This is a genomic window from Streptomyces sp. YS-3 (assembly GCF_045257485.1).
GTDB lineage: Bacteria > Actinomycetota > Actinomycetes > Streptomycetales > Streptomycetaceae > Streptomyces.
Genome location: NZ_JBJHPC010000863.1, coordinates 1 through 2,094, shown reverse-complemented (window position 1 = coordinate 2,094; position 2,094 = coordinate 1). Strand labels below are relative to the sequence as shown.

Below are 2,094 nucleotides of genomic sequence, written 5' to 3'. Positions count from 1 at the left end.
GTTGTACTCGACCGGCTCGTACCCCAGCGACTCGTACAGCCGCAGGGCCGCCACCGCGTCCGCGGGCACCGCGGCGCGCACCTGGGTGCAGCCCCAGCCGCGCAGCACCTCCTCGGCGGCGAGCACGGCGACGGTCCCCCGGCCGCGGCCCCTGTCGGGCTCGTCGACCCGCAGCTCGCCGATCACCCCCATGGCGGGGCCGAACGCGGGATCGGTGGCGAGGGTGATCGTGCCGACGCGTCTGCTGTTGACGCAGATGTCGTACGTACGGAAGGCGGCGCCGTCGGCGCCCTGCTGGAGCGGCCCGGTCGGCCGGATGGTGGTGGTCATCAAGGCCGTTGTACCTGCCGGGCCGCCGTCCGTCACCGCATTTGTCGGGATGCGGGGCTCCCGGGGGCCGCTACGGGTCCAGGTCGGAGGCGGCCCGCTCGTCGAAGACGCGCATCGCCTTGGCGGTGACCGGGCCCGGGGTGCCCGTCAGCTCCCGGCCGTCGACCCGGCACACCGCCTGGACGTCCCGGAGCGTGGAGGTCAGGAAGACCTCCTCGGCGCTCTCCAGCACCGTCAGGGGCAGCTCGGTCTCCTGGGCGCCGGTCCACTCCACGACCAGCTCGCGGGTGATCCCGGCGAGGCAGCCGGAGGCGAGCGGCGGGGTGTGCAGCTGTCCGTCGACGACGACGAAGACGTTGGATCCGGTCCCCTCGCAGAGCGCGCCGACGGTGTTGCCGAAGAGCGCCTCGCTCGCGCCCCGCTCATGGGCGCGGGCCAGCGCGACGACGTTCTCGGCGTACGAGGTGGTCTTGAGGCCGGCGACGGCGCTGCGCTCGTTGCGCGTCCACGGGACGGTGATGACGGCGGTGGTGTCGGGGCGCCGGGTGCTCTCGCCGAGGGCCACCACCAGGGTGGGGCCCGCGTCGCCGCGGTCGGAGCCGAGCGGCGAGAGGCCGCCGGTGTAGGTGATCCGCAGCCGGCCGAGCGCGACCGGGTTGGCCTCCAGGACGGCGGCGCAGGCGCGGCGGACCTCGTCCAGGTCGGGGTCGGGCAGCCCGAGGCCGCGGGCCGAGCGGGTCAGCCGGGCGAGATGGCGGGTGAGCGCGAAGACCGTGCCCTCCCGCGCCTTCACCGTCTCGAAGATGCCGTCGCCCACGGTCATCCCGTGGTCCAGGACGGACACCTGTGCGGCGTCGGCGTCCCGCAGTCCGCCGTTCACCCATATCTGCATCTACGCGGTCCTTCCACTCGGCGTAAGCGCGCCCGACGCTACCGCGAGGAGCCGCTCCGCCTTCAGCTCGGTCTCCGCCCACTCGCGCTCGGGGTCCGAACCCCAGGTGATGCCCGCGCCGGTGCCGAAGCGCAGGACGCCGTGCGGGCGGTCGATCCAGAAGGTGCGTATACCGACGGCGAGCTCGCCGCGGCGCCGGTCGGCGTCGACCCAGCCGATGCCGCCGCAGTAGGGGCCGCGCGGGGCGGTCTCCAGCGCCTCGATGATCCGCAGCGCACTGGACTTGGGCGCCCCCGTGACCGACCCGGGCGGGAAGGCGGCGTCCAGGAGCTCCCGCCAGCCCGCTCCCTCGCGCAGCTCGCCGCGGACGGTCGAGACGAGGTGGACCAGGCCCGGGTGCGGCTCGACCGCGCAGAGCTCGGGCACGGTGACCGAGCCGGTGGCGCAGACCCGGCCCAGGTCGTTGCGGACCAGGTCGACGATCATCACGTTCTCGGCGTGGTCCTTCTCCAGGAGGTCCTCGGCCGTGCGGCCGGTCCCCTTGATGGGCCCGGACTCGACGACCCGTCCCGTACGCCGCAGGAAGAGCTCGGGCGAGGCGGTGGCGATCTCCACGCCGTGCGCGGGCAGCCGGATCGTTCCCGCGTAGGGCGCGGGGTTGCCCCGGGCCAGCAGGGCGGTGAGCGCGTCGACGTCGGCGCCGGCCGGGTCGGGCAGCGGCGCGCTCAGGACGCGGCAGAGGTTGGCCTGGTAGACCTCGCCGGCCGCGATGTGCTCACGGATCCTGCGGACGCCCGCGGTGTACGCGGCGCGGTCGAGCGAGGACGTCCAGTCACCGGCGGCGGGCCCGCGCCAGGCGCCCGGGACGGGGG

General features: G+C 75.0%; 3 protein-coding genes. All 3 read right to left on the bottom strand.

The window, feature by feature from the left end; genetic code table 11:
* On the bottom strand, positions 1 to 330 hold a 330-nt coding region (locus ACJA3G_RS35680; protein WP_406557180.1), incomplete at its 3' end, for a GNAT family N-acetyltransferase.
* Between the two features lie 70 nt (positions 331 to 400).
* Positions 401 to 1,222 (bottom strand): aminotransferase class IV, encoded by an 822-nt coding sequence (locus ACJA3G_RS35675; RefSeq protein WP_406557179.1) that lies wholly within the window; start codon positions 1,220 to 1,222, stop codon positions 401 to 403.
* A partial coding sequence (locus ACJA3G_RS35670; RefSeq protein WP_406557178.1) for a chorismate-binding protein occupies positions 1,223 to 2,094 on the bottom strand: 872 nt, incomplete at its 5' end.

Coding starts and splice junctions, on each gene's coding strand:
- ACJA3G_RS35675 (WP_406557179.1), bottom strand. CDS start 1,222: ATGCAGATATGGGTGAACGGCGGACTGCGGGACGCCGACGCCGCACAG.